General features: G+C 36.2%; 12 protein-coding genes. 4 read left to right on the forward strand and 8 right to left on the reverse strand.

Annotation, left to right across the window (positions count from 1 at the left end):
* Positions 1 to 351, forward strand: a 351-nt coding sequence (locus tag VFS71_RS14515) for an ATP-binding protein (RefSeq protein WP_326402114.1), incomplete at its 5' end; no start/stop codon positions are given.
* Positions 348 to 1,034 (forward strand): response regulator transcription factor, encoded by a 687-nt coding sequence (locus VFS71_RS14520; RefSeq protein WP_326402115.1) that lies wholly within the window; start codon positions 348 to 350, stop codon positions 1,032 to 1,034. The genes VFS71_RS14515 and VFS71_RS14520, both read left to right, overlap by 4 nt.
* 44 nt (positions 1,035 to 1,078) lie before the next feature.
* Here the strand turns inward: VFS71_RS14520 and VFS71_RS14525 are convergent, their stop codons facing one another.
* From VFS71_RS14525 to VFS71_RS14540, 4 genes are all read right to left on the reverse strand, one after another.
* Positions 1,079 to 2,620, reverse strand: a complete 1,542-nt coding sequence (locus tag VFS71_RS14525; protein WP_326402117.1) for an acyl-CoA carboxylase subunit beta — start codon at positions 2,618 to 2,620, stop codon at positions 1,079 to 1,081.
* Positions 2,621 to 2,623: 3 nt separating this feature from the next.
* On the reverse strand, positions 2,624 to 4,066 hold the full coding sequence (accC, locus tag VFS71_RS14530; protein ID WP_326402118.1) for an acetyl-CoA carboxylase biotin carboxylase subunit: 1,443 nt from the start codon (positions 4,064 to 4,066) through the stop codon (positions 2,624 to 2,626).
* Positions 4,067 to 4,070: 4 nt separating this feature from the next.
* The gene (locus VFS71_RS14535; protein ID WP_326402119.1) at positions 4,071 to 4,556 is read right to left on the reverse strand and encodes an acetyl-CoA carboxylase biotin carboxyl carrier protein subunit; all 486 of its coding nucleotides are present in this window, start codon (positions 4,554 to 4,556) and stop codon (positions 4,071 to 4,073) included.
* Positions 4,557 to 4,847: 291 nt separating this feature from the next.
* Positions 4,848 to 7,046, reverse strand: a complete 2,199-nt coding sequence (locus VFS71_RS14540) for a B12-binding domain-containing radical SAM protein (protein WP_326402121.1) — start codon at positions 7,044 to 7,046, stop codon at positions 4,848 to 4,850.
* 132 nt (positions 7,047 to 7,178) lie between these two features.
* Here VFS71_RS14540 and VFS71_RS14545 point away from each other — a divergent pair, with 132 nt between their 5' ends.
* The gene (locus tag VFS71_RS14545; RefSeq protein ID WP_326402122.1) at positions 7,179 to 14,411 is read left to right on the forward strand and encodes a T9SS type B sorting domain-containing protein; all 7,233 of its coding nucleotides are present in this window, start codon (positions 7,179 to 7,181) and stop codon (positions 14,409 to 14,411) included.
* A 43-nt stretch (positions 14,412 to 14,454) separates the two neighbouring features.
* On the opposite strand, the gene VFS71_RS14550 is transcribed toward VFS71_RS14545, so the two are convergent.
* Positions 14,455 to 15,828, reverse strand: coding sequence for an alpha/beta hydrolase family protein (locus VFS71_RS14550; RefSeq protein WP_326402123.1), 1,374 nt, complete (start codon positions 15,826 to 15,828; stop codon positions 14,455 to 14,457).
* A 60-nt stretch (positions 15,829 to 15,888) separates the two neighbouring features.
* Between VFS71_RS14550 and VFS71_RS14555 the strand changes: the two genes are divergently transcribed.
* A complete protein-coding gene (locus tag VFS71_RS14555) occupies positions 15,889 to 16,047 on the forward strand; it encodes a hypothetical protein (protein ID WP_326402124.1) in 159 nt (52 codons plus the stop codon).
* An 11-nt stretch (positions 16,048 to 16,058) separates the two neighbouring features.
* Here the strand turns inward: VFS71_RS14555 and VFS71_RS14560 are convergent, their stop codons facing one another.
* The 3 genes from VFS71_RS14560 to VFS71_RS14570 all read right to left on the reverse strand — a co-directional run.
* Positions 16,059 to 16,715: an SdpI family protein gene (locus tag VFS71_RS14560; RefSeq protein WP_326402126.1), complete on the reverse strand. Its 657-nt coding sequence runs from the start codon at positions 16,713 to 16,715 to the stop codon at positions 16,059 to 16,061.
* Positions 16,716 to 16,720: 5 nt separating this feature from the next.
* On the reverse strand, positions 16,721 to 16,975 hold the full coding sequence (locus tag VFS71_RS14565; protein WP_326402127.1) for an autorepressor SdpR family transcription factor: 255 nt from the start codon (positions 16,973 to 16,975) through the stop codon (positions 16,721 to 16,723).
* A gap of 164 nt (positions 16,976 to 17,139) precedes the next feature.
* On the reverse strand, positions 17,140 to 18,270 hold a 1,131-nt coding region (locus VFS71_RS14570), incomplete at its 5' end, for an MFS transporter (protein WP_326402128.1).

The following is an 18,270-nucleotide window of genomic DNA, read 5'->3' on the forward strand; positions in this document are numbered from 1 at the left end:
ACTATTGAAGCTGATGAATTTCATTTCACCAATTTGGTTTACAACCTGTTGGATAATGCGATTAAATATTGTGAAAATAAACCCGAAATTTATATCGCTATTACAAAAATTGGAAAGCATTTACAAATCGGCTTTACTGACAATGGCATAGGAATTGACTCGAAAAACATTCCCTTTATATTTGATAAATTCTACAGAATCCCAAGCCAAAAAAGCAATGAAGTCACCGGTTTTGGATTGGGTTTATACTATGCCAAGAAAGTGTGTAACCTCCACCACTGGAAAATAAGCGTAAAATGCAATCCGAAAAAAGGCTGTACCTTTTCACTATTAATTCCACAAAAACAATGAGTACTGTTCGAATATTATACACCGAAGACGATGCAACCTTAGCTTTTCTAACCAAAGACAATTTGGAGCAAAATCACTATGAAGTGACCCATTGCGAAGATGGGAAATCTGGTTTTGAAGCTTTCAAAAAAAGCACTTTTGATATTTGTATTTTGGATATAATGATGCCAAAAATGGATGGATTTGAATTGGCAACCGAAATCAGGAAACTCGATACCGATATTCCCATAATATTCCTATCTGCCAAAACCCTAAAAGAAGACCGCATTAAAGGTCTCAGATTGGGAGCCGATGATTATCTCGTAAAGCCTTTTAGCATCGAAGAATTACTTCTTAAAATTGAAATTTTTTTGAGGCGCTCCCACAAGAATAATGCAATAGATAAATCAATTTATGAAATTGGAAAATACCAATTCGATACCAAAAATTTCATCCTTTTTAATGAAACAGAAAAGATAGCACTAACCCAACGCGAAGCAGACCTTTTAAAATTATTCCTTGATAATAAAAATGTAGTTTTAAAACGAGAGCAAATCTTAACCTCACTTTGGGGTGACGATGATTATTTTATGGGGCGCAGTCTTGATGTATTTATTTCCCGCCTGCGAAAAATTTTGGCAAACGAAAAAGGAATTGCCATTGAGAATTTACATGGGATTGGGTTTCGTTTTACTGTAGCATAAAAAAAACCACCCTCATCGGGTGGCTTTTTAATTCTTATAAACAACTACAAAGGAATATTCCCGTGTTTTCTATCAGGAGTTACACTCACCTTATTCTCTAGCATACTAAACGCCTTTATCAATTTGCGCCTTGTGTCTTCCGGGAGGATTACCTCATCTACAAAACCACGTTGAGCTGCAGTATATGGATTGGCAAACAACTCCGCATATTCAGCTTCTTTTTCGAGAAGTTTTGCTTCGTGGTCTTCAGCATCGTGGATTTCTTTTTTAAAGATGATTTCCGAGGCTCCTTTTGCTCCCATTACGGCAATCTCGGCAGTAGGCCAAGCAAAATTCATGTCGGCACCAATATGTTTTGAATTCATTACATCATAAGCACCACCATACGCTTTACGGGTTATTACTGTCACTCTTGGCACCGTAGCTTCGCTTAAAGCATAAAGTAATTTTGCTCCATGAACAATGATCCCGTTCCACTCTTGGTCGGTTCCCGGCAAAAAGCCAGGCACATCCACCAATACCAATAGCGGAATATTAAACGCATCACAAAAACGGGTAAAACGTGCCGCTTTTATCGAACTGTTTACATCCAGACAACCCGCCAAAAACATCGGTTGGTTAGCCACAATTCCAATGCTACGTCCTCCTAGTCGGGCAAAACCCACAAGGATATTTTCCGCATAGTTTTTATGAATTTCAAAAAATGAATCTTCATCAATAATCCCTCCAATCACGCTGTGCATATCGTAAGGTTTATTCGGGTTATCCGGAATAATATTGGCTAATTGTAAACGCACCTCATCTTTAAGTTCATAAGGTAAGTTGCGTGCTGTTTCTTTATTGTTTTGAGGCAAATAACTCAACAATCTCTTGATGTCCTCTAGACAAACTACATCATTCGTCGAAGTGCAATGTGCCACACCCGACTTAGTAGAGTGTGTACTCGCTCCTCCCAATTCCTCTGAAGTAACGGATTCGTTGGTTACGGTTTTCACCACATTCGGCCCTGTTACAAACATATAACTGGTATCTTCAACCATCATCGTAAAATCGGTCATAGCAGGAGAATACACAGCTCCACCGGCGCAAGGCCCCATAATTGCAGAAATTTGCGGAATAACACCACTAGCTTGCACGTTTCTAAAAAAAATATCGGCATAACCTCCCAACGAACGAACGCCTTCCTGAATACGTGCCCCACCCGAATCGTTCAGTCCAATCATAGGCGCGCCCATTTTAACTGCCATATCCATAATTTTACAAATTTTCTCAGCATGAGTTTCAGATAATGAACCTCCAAAAACCGTAAAATCCTGAGCAAAAATATAAACCAATCTTCCGTTAATAGTTCCGTATCCCGTGATGACTCCATCGCCGTAATACATTTCATTTTCCATCCCGAAATCGGTGGTTCGGTGTGTCACCAGCATCCCAATTTCTTCAAAAGAACCCTCATCCATCAAATAATTGATACGCTCTCTTGCTGTCAGTTTTTTGTTCGAATGCTGTTTCGCAATACGTTTTGTACCCCCACCCAAATGAGCTTCGGCAATTTTATCGTTTAGTGTTTTTATTTTGTCTTGCATAATTTACTGAATTGGTAAGCGTACGATTTTTTGATCTTCAAAATACTGTTTCAATGCCACCAAAGCAGCAATTTCGGCTTCATGAGCCATTTGGTTTTTCAATACATCGGCATTGTAATATTGCTTCACAAAATGCGTATCAAATTTTCCCGAACGAAAAGCTTCGTGTTCAAAAACAAATTTCCCAAAAGGCAAAGTAGTGTAAACGCCTTCCACCTGATAGTTTTCAATTGCTTTAATCATCAATTGAATCGCTTCTTCACGAGTTTGCCCGTAAGTGATTAATTTGGCCAACATCGGGTCATAATAAATCGGAATGTCCATACCTTGCTCAAAACCGTTATCCACACGAATTCCTTCGCCAACCGGTAATTGATACACATCCAAATGTCCAACGCTCGGCAAGAAATCATTTAGGGGATCTTCGGCATAAACACGCAATTCCAATGCGTGTCCTTTTATTTTCAAGTCTTCTTGTTTAATGGCTAACGCTTCTCCTCTTGCTACCCTAATTTGCAGTTCGACCAAATCGGTGCCGGTAATCAATTCCGTAACCGGGTGTTCAACCTGCAAACGGGTATTCATTTCAAGGAAGTAGAAATTATTGTTTTCGTCCAATAAAAACTCAACAGTTCCCGCCCCAAGATAATCACAGGATTTGGCCACCAAGACAGCCGCTTCACCCATTTTCTTGCGCAATTCCGGCGTTAAAACAGCCGAAGGAGCTTCTTCAACCACTTTTTGATGACGACGCTGAATGCTGCATTCCCTTTCGAACAAATATAAAATAGTGCCGTGACTATCAGCCATCACCTGAATTTCTATATGTCGCGGTGAAGCCACATATTTTTCGATAAAAACCGAGCCATCACCAAATGCCGCAACCGCTTCACTTATAGCACGATTCATTTGAGATTCAAAATCGGCTTCGCTTTCCACCACACGCATTCCTTTTCCTCCACCCCCAGCCGAAGCTTTGATCAAGATAGGAAAACCAATTGTTGTTGCGGCTTGCTTCGCTTTTTCGATATCGGTAATCGCTTCGTCAATTCCAGGAACCATAGGAATATTGTATGCTTTAACGGCATCTTTGGCTGCCAGTTTACTTCCCATAATTTTGATGGCTTTCGACTTAGGGCCTATAAAAATGATGTTATTCTTCTCGGCTTCTTCGGCAAAATCAGCATTCTCACTCAGGAAACCATATCCTGGATGAATCGCATCTACGTTTAAAGATTTAGCAACTTCTATAATTTTGCTCCCCAATAAATAAGATTGGTTTGACGGAGCTTCCCCAATCCAAACGGCTTCATCAGCAAATTTTACGTGCGGTGCATTTCTATCGGCAGTAGAATATACTGCTACAGTCTTAATACCCATTTTTTGTGCGGTTTTCATCACCCTAATGGCAATTTCCCCTCTATTGGCAACTAATATTTTTTGCATAATTTTACTCGAATTCAATTAATAACTGCCCTTTGTCCACCGCATCTCCCGTACTCACCGAAATGGATTTGATTACACCATCACGAGGCGAAAGAAAACTATTCTCCATTTTCATCGCACCAAGAATAATCAAGTTATCATTCTCTTTCACAGTTTGTCCGACAACAACGCTAATTTCCAGAATCAATCCCGGCATAGGTGCCTTGATTGCGTTAACTTGTTTGGTCAACCCAACTTCAAACCCCATTTCCTTTATCAAAATATCCAAAGGATTAGAAATCGCAACAGTATAATTTGTATTGTTTACCTTAACAGTATAGCTTTTATGATTGAAATCCGAAGTGATGATTTCCGCTTTATAAGGTGTGTTTTGATGCAGTATATGAAATTCATTTACTCCCGTAGGTATTGCATCCAGTTGAGAAATACTTTCCTTTTCAAAATCAAACTGAAAAGTATCATTTACATTTACTTTGTAATTAGCACTCATTTGCATCTATTTATTTAGAGGCAAAAATAAGTAAATAAAAAGTTTTCTTAGCTTAAAATTAAAAATATTCGTTCTAATTAAATACTTCCAAAATCCTGTCAAAAAAACAATTTGGGCGTGCCTCCATTAGAAAAAGGCCTTGCTTCACTTTGCACATATACGGCCCATTCTCTAATGGAGTCGGGCTATCCGCGTTACTTCGGTAACTTGCTACTATCCCTCACGCAAACCCGTTGAACCGGAAATTATGTGGTAAATGGTGGTTTTCCATTAAAAACAAAAAAATGTATTCTACAACACCAACAATCCAAATTCCCTCAAAGTATTCACAGGTTTTGAATTCCAAAAAAGCTCAAAATCTTCTAGTTGCTCCTCAAAATCAGTTTTTACTTCCTGAAAAGAATAGGTTTTAGTATTCGAAACTGATATTTTTTGAAGCATTTCGACAAGCCATTCCCCTTCCGTTTTATTGGTTTGAATACTGAAACTTTCCTTTTTGTCGTGAAAAGTTAGAGTCATCATCTCCCAAGAATTCCCTTTTTTGGATTTGGTAAAATGTTCTACAGTTGGTTTTCCTCCTAACCAAACAATTTTGGCTGTAGGTTTGGTATTTAAGTTGGTTTCTTCCTGCAAGGCATCAAAAATAAAATCAGCTCCTATTTTTGTCTTCGGAATTTTGAAATCAAACCAATCCTGCAGTTCGTAATCAAAACAGATTCCGTGCATAAAATTGAACAACGATTTCTTAAGCCCAAAACTAAATTTATCGTGGTCGATTCCCGTTGAATCAATAAAATTAATGTCGTTATTGGCAAAAGTACCAATGGCTTCCGTTTCTTTTACGGCTCCAAATTGCTCCGGAAACATTCCAACCGGACTATGTGCCGTCATAGCAAATTGATGCCAAAACCCTGATTGCAAAATGCCTGCTTCAAACAATTGGCGCACCATTTCGAGACTGTCTATCGTTTCTTGAATCGTTTGCGTTGGATAACCGTACATCAAATAGGCGTGTACCATAATGCCTGCTTCAGTAAAATTCCGAGTAACTTTGGCTACTTGTTCTACCGTTACGCCTTTGTCAATCAGTTTCAGTAATCTGTCCGAAGCCACTTCCAAACCTCCGGAAACAGCAATACAACCCGAAGCTTTTAGCAAAAGACATAAATCTTGAGTAAAACTTTTTTCGAATCGAATGTTTGTCCACCAAGTAACCGCCAGTTTTCGTCGAAGGATTTCGAGTGCCAAAGCCCGCATCAAAGCTGGTGGCGCGGCTTCATCAACATAATGAAAACCGGTTTCTCCCGTTTGCGCAATCATTTCTTCCATTCTGTCGCACAACAAACTTGCGGCAACGGGTTCATAAACCTTGATATAATCTAGAGAAATATCGCAAAATGTGCATTTTCCCCAGTAGCAACCGTGCGCCATCGTGAGTTTATTCCAGCGTCCGTCACTCCACAAACGGTGCATCGGATTAACGATTTCGATAACCGAAATATATTTATCCAAAAGCAAATCCGAATAATCGGGCGTTCCCACTTGAGATTGTTTGTAATCTGGTTTAACGGAATTATTTTTATAAACTACTTTTCCGTTTTCTAGAAGAAATGTCCTTTTATATGAATTGTGAATTGGATTTTCAATGTTAGCAATAAGCTCTTCTATTGGCGTTTCGCCATCATCCAAAGTAATGTAATCCAAAAACTCAAAAACTCGTGCATCCGAAAGTGAACGCAATTCAGTATTTGGGAAACCACCACCCATCGAAATCTTGATATTCGGATAATGCTTTTTCACCCATTGCGCAGAGCGAAAAGCCGAATACAAATTCCCAGGAAACGGAACCGAGATCAAGAATAAAGTCGGCTGAATCGTTTCGATCCTTTCTTTCAAAATCGAAAGAAGAATATTATCAATATAAGTGGGTTCTTGTTGCAATGCTGCATACAGTTCATCAAAAGAATTGGCGCTTCGCCCCAGTCTTTCAGCATATCGACTAAAACCAAAATTTTCATCGACACATTCCACTATAAAATCGGAGATATCTTCGAGGTACAAAGTCGCCAAATGTTTGGCTTTGTCCTGCGTCCCCATCGTTCCAAAAGCCCAATCCAATTCTTCCAATTGTGCAAAACGAGACGCTTCCGGCAAGAAATCTTCTTGACAAATCTGGAGTGCCAAGGTTGGATTTTTCCCCTGTAAAAAAGCAATAACTGAATCGATGGATTTTATGTACTCATCTTGCAGCGCAAAAATTCTTTTAGAATTATCCGAAATATTTTGACCTGAAACCTGAAAATCTGAAACTTGAAATAACTTCTTCAATCCTTCTTTCGAAAACAATTTCAAAATCACTTCAATTCCCAAATCCGCCTGAACCGATTCGATGTTTTTGGTATTCAAAAACCCCTTAATATAAGCCGTCGCTGGATAAGGAGTATTCAGTTGGGTAAACGGGGGCGTGATGAGGAAAAGTTTGGTTTTCAAAAGAAAAATTTTCAGCAAAAATACGAGATATTTAGGGACTTTTTAGGAAAAGATTTTATGGGCTATATTTTGAGTTTTTTAGTTTTATTTAGTAGAAATTTAATTACATTTGTGCGTATATATTTTTTTCAAATGAAGCGAATTTTACTGTTTTTTATTTTATTGCATCAATGTACTTTAGTTTTTTCCCAAAAAACAAATCAAGACTCCACAGCAACCAAATTCTTATTTGAAGATAAAAATGGGCGCTTAATTCAAAATTTGGAACTGCAAAAACAATTTTTGAAGATTCGGGAAGAAAAAAAGAAAGCTGAAATCTTGAATTTAAAAACTGTAAATCTGAACACAAAAAAGGGAAATTTGACTTCAAAAACAGCAGCGATACTTCAGGCGGTAGAAATGTGTACTAATGGAGGTTTTGAGCAATATGAAAATATAAACGGAAATAGTTATCTTAAGAATTTCCTTTACACAATTGGAGATCCTCCAGGCCCAACACAATGCCGTTCGATAACCAATACCGCCGATTCCTACATCAATCGTTATGACCCTAATAATATGAATATTATGGCAACAGGGGTTTCTGCAAATTTAGTTGACCCCTATATAGGAGATATAAAAGCATTTGATCAATATGCGCTTAAAATTAATCATGAAAACTCATCTACTTATGGTTCTATTGTTCAAGGCAAAAGGTTTAAAGCCAATAATGAAAATTATCTAAAATTCAACTACAAAGCTGTATTACAAAGCGTATACGACAACAGCCATACTGACAATCAAGCATTTGTAAAAGCAAGGGTTTTAGATAAAAATAAAGTAGTTGTAGATGAATTTTGTTTGGTAGGAGATGAAAAAAACTGCATTTTCTCCAAAGTTCCGAGTCAAGATTCTTATTATGTTACCTTGTATACTACCAATTGGCAATCTGGATTTTTAGACATTTCATCAATCCCAAATAATGAAGAATTTACCGTTGAATTTATGGCTTCAAGATGTGGATTGGGTGGGCATTTTGGGTATATGTATGTTGATGATATTTGCTTATTGCATTCTGCAGAGAATCTTCAAGGTTCAGTAGAACTTGACCCTTTGAATAAAGTTTGTCCTAGTTTACCAGTTTCAGTATGTGGTACTTATACTATTCCAAATTCTGGAGGAATTTCTGCATCTGTAAAAAAAATTACTTTAACGGCTTACAACAGCAATAACGTTTCTGTTTATAGCACCTCAACTACCTCAAGCTTAGACACAACAAATAAAAAGTTTTGTTTCACATTAAATGCCTCTGATTTCCCAAATAGTACCAGTGCAAATTACAATGTAGGCGTACAAGTAGATTATGATATTTCCGGAACTTCTTGTTCAGGAACAACATTTAATTCTGCCATAGATCCTGACGCAAATTCTGGCTGGGATATTTCTTTTTTGAATTGTACTTCAAATTGTAACATCAGTGTAACTACTGCAAAACTATCGCAATGTGATGCAAATCGTGACGGAAGAGAAAATTTTGATTTGTCTAAATTAAATTCTTTAGTGGTACCTTCTACTTCGGGTTTAAATTTTAGTTATTTCAAAAATTACAACGAGGCAGAGGCCAACTTGAATGCCATCAGTAATTTTACAAGTTATCCAAGTTCTAGTACTTCTATTTATGTAAGAGTGAGTAAGAATTCCACTTGCTACAAAATAATTTCTGCCGGTTTAGAGGTAAAAAACCCCACAGCAACTATTTCAGGTATTTTAAATGTTTGCTCAGGAAGTACAGTATTGACCGCTTCTTCAGGATCTTCCTATCTATGGAGTACAGGAAGTACTTCGCAAAAAATTACGGTAACTTCATTAGGAGATTATTCTGTTACTGTTACTGATTCTTTTGGATGTAGTAGTGATGCTCGTGTTACTATCGAACCGAGCCAAACAGCTGTATCTCCTACCTTGGAGATTACCCAACCCTCTTGTTTTGCCACCACAGGAACCATAAAAGTAACTTCAGCTGCATCACAATATAGTTTTGATGATGGCGCAACTTGGAGTACAAACAACACAAATAGTAACTTGTATCCCGGCGACTATTTAGTAAAAATAAAGACAATAAATGGGTGTACTTCCTATTCGCAAAGTGTAACTATCACAGCCGCATCTACTTTGTATCCAAATTACAATTATACCAATCCCCTATTTTGCGGAGATACTGGCAGTATCAGCATTACAACTCCAGCTGTATATTATAGTTTTGATGATGGTGTAACTTGGGTGAATAATTCTACTGCTTCCAATCTTTTACCAGGAAATTATAAAATTCGTACCAAAGATTTACAAGGCTGTATTTCATCGTCCAACAATGTACTCCTTAGTAGTACTACGCTGGATATTCCAACTTATGGAGTAATACAACCTGCTTGTACTGAAAAAGGAAGTATTACCATTAATACACTTTCGGATTTTTATACTTTTGATGGAGGACAAACATGGGTTACAGACAACAAAATCAACAATTTAGATGCAGGAAGCTATTCTTTAGGGATAAAAAATGCTTTAGGTTGCACTTCTAATTATACTTATGTTTATTTAAATAACTTTGAAAATTCCTATCCTGAATATACAACAGAGCAACCTATTTGCGGAAAAGATGGAAGTATCACTATTACTACAGTCGCAGATTCCTATAGTTTTGATGATGGGTTAACCTGGACTAGTAGTAACGTTAAAATTTTACCTTTTGGAACCTACATAATAAAAGTAAAAAACAGTGCAGGATGTATTAGTTCTGGATCTTATGTTTCTCTATATCAACCTTACTTGAATCAGCCAATTATTAGTATTGAACAGCCAAATTGTGGTGTAAACGGAAAAATCACTATCAACTCATTATCTGATTTTTACAGCTTTGATAATGGTGTAACCTGGACAACGCTCAATTCGAAATCATTGCCTCCCGGTAATTATCAAATAATTATAAAAAATAGTATTGGTTGTACCTCTTATCCAAGTTATGCCTATTTAAACAATCCAAATATAGATCCACCTACTTATACTGTTGTTCAGCCCACTTGTACAACCTCGGGTAGCATTACAATAAATACAATTGCCGATTTTTATAGTTTTGATGGAGGCTATACCTGGGGAACTTCTTCTTCCTTATCAAATCTTAATTCTTATGGATATTATAACATTGCAATAAAAAACAATTTAGGATGTATTTCTAACAATATAAGTGTTTCAATTGACACCCCAAGACTTCCTGATCCAGATTATACAGTTATCAATCCAAGTTGTGGAAATATTGGCAAAATAACATTCAACACCACTGCAGATTATTATAGTATAGATTATGGTGCAACCTGGAGTACAAATAGTGTCTTTAATAATTTAAGCCCAGGATCTTACTATTTAATAACAAAAAAAGCGAATTGTACGTCCAATAACATTTCCATTTATATGGATAACTCGAATTTGGCACAGCCTAATCTTACCATAACTCAACCAACATGCGGAACAAAAGGCAGTTTTAAAATCAATACTACAGCAGATTTTTATAGCATAGACGGGACTAATTGGGGAACAAATCCAGTTTTTTCGAATCTTTCACCGGGATATTATTACCCACAAATCAAAAATAAACAAGGTTGTGTTTCTAACTATACCGCGGTAAATCTTCAAACTTTTTATCTCCCTGTGCCTACTTTTAAAACTACACAGCCCACTTGTGGAAACGGAGGGACCATAACCTTTACTTCAACCGAAGCACAATACAGTATAAATGGAGGAACCACTTGGAGTGTAAATCCTGTATTTACTAATCTAAATCCAGGCTATTATTATTTAATGGTAAAAAACACTACTGGGTGCACATCTAATACTTATGGTGCATCCGTTTCCATACAAGAATATTATTTACCAAATCCAGATTTTACAATAATTCAACCCAGTTGTGGTGTCAATGGAAGTATTACTATTGCGACAGTAGCAACTTCTTATAGCTTTGATGGTGGCTATACTTGGACAACAAACCCTATTCTTTCAGGACTCACTACTGGCTATTACAATATTATGATAAAAAATGCCACAGGCTGTAAATCTAATAGCGTATCAATATACATTAATCCTTATTATCTTCCCAATCCAAATGTAAAAGTGGTACAACCCAGTTGTGGAAATGGAGGAAGCATTACCGTCACAACTCCTGCTGACAATTATAGTTTTGATGCAGGCACTACTTGGACTACCAATCCCATTTTACTAAATCCTACAGCTACATATTATAATGTCCTTATCAAAAATGCAACGGGTTGTATATCAAATTCACAATATTCCTATATAAACCAATATTACTTAACCTCACCGAATACAACCACCATACAACCTACTTGTAATACCCCTTCTGGAACTATAATAATAAATTCTACCGCAGATCAATATAGTTTCGATGGAGGAACCACTTGGACTACTAATCCTGTAAAGAAAAATTTAGCAAGTGGCTCTTATAATGTACTAATAAAAAACACTTTAGGCTGTACCTCATACAGCAGTTATTCTTATATTAATAATCCTCCTGCAATTCCTGCTGCACCCGCTGTACAAACAGTTCAGCCCTCTTCTTGCGGAGCCACTGATGGTAGTATCACCATAACAACACCTGCCATAAGCTATAGTTTTAATGATGGAAACAGTTGGACAACAAATCCAACGAAAATAAATGTAGGAGCTGGTACATATATTATTAAAATCAAAACAAATTCCTATAGCTGCGAATCATTAACAACTGTTGTCAATTTGAGTTCCGGCAGTACCATTGCGGCTCCAACTTTTACCACAACTCAACCCAGCTGTAGCTCATCAAAAGGCTCTATTTCAATTACTACAAATGCTGCAACTTATAGTTATGACAATGGATTAACCTACGTTTTTTCTAATACAAAAACAGATCTTTCTCCAGGAATTTATTTCATAAAAATTAAAAATTCAGCGGGTTGTGTTTCAGATGCAGCTTCAGTCACTATTTCACCTTTATCAGCACTTCCGGCACCTGCCTATACAGTAATTCAACCAAATTGTACCAATTTTACAGGATCAATTTCTATTAATACCATAGCTGATTTTTACAGTTTTGATAACGGAATCACATTTGGAACATCCAATACAAAATCTAATTTATCACCGGGAACCTATAATTTAATTCTCAAATATAATTCGGGTTGTACTTCTCTAGGCACCTCAGTCACCATAGAAGCTGCACCTACAATTCCTGAAGCTCCACAAGTTGTAGTCACAGACCCAATAGGTTGTAATTCAGCAAAGGGCAGCATTATGGTTTCAACTGTTGCTAATCTATATAGTTTTGATGACGGTGCTACTTGGAATACCAGCAATACTGCTAGTTTATCGCCAGGGAATTATTTAATTCGAATAAAATATACAAATGGTTGCGCTTCTGTTACATATAAAGCAACCATCAATACGCCTCCAAACGCTCCTTCAACTCCTACTTTAAATATTACTCAACCTATTAGTTGCAGTAATCCGTTTGGCTCAATTTCCATTACAAATGCGGCTTACCAATATAGTTTTGATAATGGCTTAAATTATTCAACCAATCCAAATTCTGGGAATTTAGCAGTCGGAACCTATCTGGTTCGAGTTAAGAATAGTAGTGGTTGCGAATCTGCTGCGTTATCTACTGCCATTAACCCTCCAACAGATTATCCTAGCAATCCTACATTCACAACTATACAGCCCGATTGTAATAATCCTAAAGGCGTTATTACAATTACCAACACAGCACCAGAATATAGTTTCGATAATGGTGTCAATTGGACTACAAATACAACGAAATCAAATCTTGATCCCAAAACCTATTCTATTAAGGTAAAAAATAATGATGGCTGTGTTTCAAATGCGACCACAGTTACCATAAATCCTTTTACAAACTTTACTCAAAAACCCACTTTAACAAGTCCACAAACTTTCTGCATTCAACAAAATGCGACTTTAAATTCAATTATTATCACGGGCCAAAGCTTAAAATGGTACGATTCATTAACTGCCGGAAACCTTTTATCAAACAAAACTCCACTTCAAAACGGCATTACGTATTATGCTTCGCAAACCATAAACGGATGCGAAAGCGAAAGAATTCCGGTAACAATTAACATTCAAAATACATTGGCACCAACAGGAAATACAAACCAGACTTTTTGCTCAAGTCAAAACACAACAATTGCAAATATCCAAGTTACAGGAAGTTCAATAAAATGGTATGACAGCGCAACCCTTGGAAATCAATTGACTGCTAACACCCCATTATCCAATGGAAAAACCTATTATGCTTCACAAACTCTTAATAATTGTGAAAGTCCCAGATTTGGAGTTACCGTTTCTATTGTAAACACGCCTGCGGCCCCAACAGCAAATGGTAATCAAGCTTTTTGCAAAAGCCAAAATGCAACTTTAGACCATATTCAAATATCCGGTCAAAATCTAAAATGGTATGACTCTAGTACTTCTGCAAATCCTTTAGCCAATACCTCTTTAGTACAAAACAATACAACTTATTATGTTTCTCAAACCGTAGGCTGCGAGAGCGACCGATTAGCTGTTTTAGTAAATGTTTATGATACACCATTGCCAATTGCCAATACTTCAAAAACTTTTTGCATTGAGGAAAATGCAACCATAGACAGTATTATAATCACTGGCCAAAACTTAAAATGGTATGATGCATCATCTGCAGGTAATGTATTGGTTACTACAACAGGGCTTGAAAACAAAACGTATTATGCCACTCAAACTAATAATAATTGCGAAAGTAATAGACTTGGTATTGCTATAAAAATTCAAGACACTCAAGCTCCAATTGCAGATGCTAATCAGAGTTTCTGTATTCAACAAAATGCCATAATCAATTCTATTCAAATTAATGGACAAAACATTAAGTGGTATAATACTGAAACAGATGGAATAAATTTACCAGAATCAACTCCACTTGAAAATGGAATTACTTATTATGCTTCGCAAACTATTTATAATTGCGAAAGCGAAAGAACTCCAATAACAATTCAAATTCAAGAAGCAACAACTGTCGATTGCATTCATTTTGTAGATGAGCTTCCTTTTCCTAAATTCTTCACTCCAAATAATGATGGATATAATGATACTTGGACGATTGATTTTATTTATTTAACACCAAATTCATCGATTAGAATATTTGATCGCTATGGAAAATTCATCAAAGAATTGACTATAAATAATTCTTGGGATGGAACTTATTTCAATCTCCCTTTACCATCAACAGATTATTGGTTTGTAGTTACTCGCTTAAACGGAGCTGAATTTAAAAGCCATTTTAGCTTGAAACGATAAAACTAGTTAAACAAAGAGCCCAAATAAATTGGGCTCTTTGTTTTTATTTCACTTGATCCAAAATCCATTTCGAAATCTCCTCTAATGCAATTGGAGAAAATGTTTGCTCGATAGTTTCATATTCATCAGGCAAACCCGTTTTGCATTCTTGAAACAAATGATTCAAATTCGGAATCATTTTGCTTGTTACTTTTTTATTTCCTCCTTTAGTTAGCGCGTTTTTAATAGCAGGAATATTTACATCAGCAGGAACTTGTAAATCTTTGTCTCCACCTAAGACCAAAACTGGACATTTCACTTTTTCTAAAGTTGCCGATGGATCCAATTTCAAAAAAGAAATAAACCAAGTATTCGTAATTTGTGACGTTAATCCACTTATTTGTTCCTCATTCATTTTGTTTCCAAATTGCAGTTTCAAATAACTGTTGATTTTAGATTTAAGATTAGAATCATTTTCTGGGGAAGTCAAAATCATTTCATAAGCCCCTTTAAAAATTCCCTGTCCCTTTTGAATTTCATTTTCGGGAACTCCCAGTTGACGTTCTATCTTTTCTTTTTGCAAAAGCATCAATTTATCGCCACGAATTCCTGTACCTGCCAACAATACAATGAAGTCAATATCCTTCGAATTCCCTGCAACAATCGGGGCAATTACTCCGCCTTCGCTATGTCCCATTAATCCGATCTTGTTTTTGTCAATTTCTTTTCTGGTTCGCAAATAATCGACTCCTGCTTGAACATCTTTTGCAAAATCCGAAGTAGTTGCAGTTTTGAAATCACCTGTCGATTTTGCAACGCCACGGTCATCAAATCTTAAAACTGCAATTCCTTTTTTAGTCAAATAATCAGCTATGACCAGAAAAGGTTTGTGCCCAAATAGTTCTTCGTCCCTGTTTTCTGGACCACTTCCTGTAATCAAAATTACAGCAGGAAACTTGCCTTCTTTACTAGGCAAGCTTAAAGTTCCTGCCAAAATATTTTTATCAATTTTGTTTTCAAAAGTAACTTCTTCTGTATAATACGGAAACGGATTTTTCGGTTCTTGAGGTCTTTTTGCAGCTTCTTTTTCGGCTGTTCCTCTTGTCATATCCAACACAAAAGATTGTCCGCCCTGCTTAAAATTACCAGCAATTGCATTATCCTTTACTATTCCTTCATAAGCAATTCCAGCACTTGGAATTTCTAATTTCAAAACTGAATTTTCAAAACTGGTAGTTGTCACCGGGATTCCTTTAGCACCCTGATCAGGGCTGTCCAATGTTGCACTATAACCATTGTCGGTTTTACTGATATTAAATACAACTCTTAACTGCCCTCCCGGAACTTTTAAAACTCCATTCCATTGTTCTGTGATTTCTTGGCTGGCCATTGTAAAAGAAACCAAAATTGCCATTAAAAAAAATACTGTTTTCTTCATTTTAGCTGATTCTATTTTTAAATTAAAATTGATGTGAAATTTTAAAAAAACTTAACTCAGTTGTTATTTTCTTTTTTGGATGATGGCAAAAAAGAAAAATATTTCCCTTTAGCCCCGATTGCAATGAAAATCCTTATAAGCTGGGGTTCGGCTTATAAGATTGTAATGAAAAGCGGGACGATGCTGGCAAGAACGCCTAATCTTTCTGCTTCAAATTAATAATCAAAAAATTAAACACTTTTCTTTTCTATTTCCTTAAACTTTATGTAAGAATACACCATTGGGACTATTGCCAAAGCAACAACAAGGGAAATGAAGACAATAGTAAAAGAATTATTGTCGAAAATCAATCCGCCCAATACGATCGCTAATCCTCCAATAAACCAAAGTTTACCGGCAAAAACATGGGTGATTTTCCACACTTCGGCATTTTCTAATGTCCAAGGAGTACGTACTCCTATAAAATAATTAGGCTGGATCACTTTAAAATAATTACCCAAAACCATAAATATCACACCAATCAATAAATAACTCAAATTAGGACCTGAAAAAGATTGGTTCTTGGTGATAAAAATGATATACAAAGCCAGCAGGGACATACATAATACTAGAAAAAATTTCAATTGATAAAACTTCCCGCCCATTAAAGCAATTCTTTTTTTAGGATCGATTTTGGGGATAACAAGCAGTATAACATACACAAAAAAAGGTACCATAAAAAGCATTCCAATCAAGGAAAACTTATCTCCCCAATGATCTACCTCGCCTTTGTAATTCCAATGTGTTGGGACTTTTTCGGGCAATTTATTCCAAATAAAAGCCAAATAGACAAACGGCATTAATACAATTCCAATGATAGGAAGTTCTTTTCTAAAAGTTAAATTCATAAGTATTATTTTTTAAAAGTTAAAATCCATTGCAACACATCTTCCATAATGGTTGTATTAATGGAATAGAAAATAAATTGTCCTGATTTCTCGGCGGTAATCAAATCTGCACGTTTCAAAATATCCAAATGATGGGAAATACTAGGCTTCGACATATGGAACTGATCGGCTATATCTCCAGCAGACATATTCTTTGTTTTCAAAAGTTCTAATATTTCTCTTCTCGTGGCATCATTCAAAGCTTTAAATATGTCATTCATAATTTAAAGTATTTATATATTTAGACAAATGTCTAAATATATTTTCAATCTACCAAATAATTTTCAGATTATAAATTGCAATATGAAATCAAAATATGATTTTATAAAAAAAAAGAGCTGCAAAATCGTTTTGCAACTCTTTAATAAACAGTATAACTATTTATTTAGAATTTGTGTTCCTTCTTACTGATCGCCAATAAAGAGAATAACGAAATACAAGCCGCTATAGTAAGATAGAAACCCACATAGGTCAAACTATAAGTTGATGCTAGCCAGATGGCAATCATAGGCGCAAAAGCAGCCCCAATAATTCCTGCCAAATTAAAGGTCAATGAAGCTCCAGAATAACGAACGTTGGTAGGAAATAATTCAGACAAAAAAGTTCCTAAAGGGCCATAAGTAAATCCCATCAAAGCCATTCCTGTACATAAAAAGAATGTTACCATTGCTGTACTTCCTGAGTTTAAAAAATGAGAAAAGAAAAAACCAAAAAATGCAATAGCTGTCGTAGCAATAATCAACATTTTTCGGCGTCCAATTTTATCGGCAACTACTGCAGAAATTGGAATAAACAAGGCAAAAAACAATACTGAAAACAACTGAATCAATAAGAAATCTCTTTTCTCGTAACCCAAATCGGATGTTGCCCAACTCAATGTAAAAACCGTCATTAAATAAAACACCAAGAAAGTGGTAATAGATGCCAATGTTCCAAAAAGCAATTGGTTTTTATATGATTTAACCAAAGTAAGGAAAGGAATTTTAACTTCTTCGTGCTGTTTTTTTGAATTTTCGAAAGAGGGAGTTTCGGTAATTTTAGTTCGGATATAAAAACCAACCACAACCAAAAGCGAACTGGCAATAAAAGGAATTCTCCATCCATAATCCATAAAATCTTGATTACTCATAGAATCCGTTAACAACAAGAAAGTCCCTCCCGAAAGCAGTAAACCAATTGGAGCGCCTAATTGCGGAAACATTCCATACCAAGCGCGTTTGTTGGGTGGGGCATTTTCGATAGCCAATAAAACAGCTCCTCCCCATTCGCCTCCTAGCCCAACTCCTTGTCCAAATCGACACAACATCAATAACAAAGGTGCAGCAATACCAATACTGGCATAACTTGGCAAAAAACCAATGGTTACAGTTGATATCCCCATAGTCAACAAAGCAGCCACTAAAGTAAATTTACGGCCAATTTTATCACCATAATGCCCAAAAAATGCAGAACCCAATGGACGAGATAAAAAAGCTATCGAAAAAGTAGCCAAAGATTGTAAGGTTGCCATCGTGAT

This window comes from Flavobacterium sp., from assembly GCF_035760125.1.
Taxonomy (GTDB): domain Bacteria; phylum Bacteroidota; class Bacteroidia; order Flavobacteriales; family Flavobacteriaceae; genus Flavobacterium.